Here is a 363-nt window from a genome sequence, read left to right as displayed (position 1 = left end):
TTCTACGCCCCGGACCGCCGCAGGGCGGTAGGTGCCAGCGCGTATTTCCGCTTCAATGCGCGACCAGTGTTCGCGTAAATACCCCGCTAGGCCGTCTACGCCAACTCCGTCTACTCCACTACTTCCCCGGTTGCCCACGACGCGGTCGTAGGCCCTTCGCAAGTTGTCCTTGCTCAAAATCCGGTAAAGTAATGAAAACATAAAACAAAATTTCTTGCCTTTCCTTGCGGTAGCTGTAGGACTGACTACGCCCCGCAAAGCGGTCGGCGGTCCAAGTCGATCCCACACCCACCGGTTGTTCCGGCGATTCACGTTCAGGCCTTCAGGCTAGCCTCTCGGGAACGGTTACTAGCAACGATGGCG

Annotated in this window: 1 pseudogene; it reads right to left on the bottom strand. The window is 57.6% G+C overall.

Annotation, left to right across the window (positions count from 1 at the left end):
* A pseudogene (locus tag FRY97_RS22120) lies at positions 1-201 on the bottom strand (group II intron reverse transcriptase/maturase); the annotation flags it as partial.
* Positions 202-363 lie beyond the last annotated feature (162 nt).

Source organism: Phaeodactylibacter luteus (assembly GCF_007993045.1).
Classification (GTDB): domain Bacteria; phylum Bacteroidota; class Bacteroidia; order Chitinophagales; family Saprospiraceae; genus Phaeodactylibacter; species Phaeodactylibacter luteus.
This window is presented reverse-complemented; position numbering and strand designations above follow the sequence as displayed.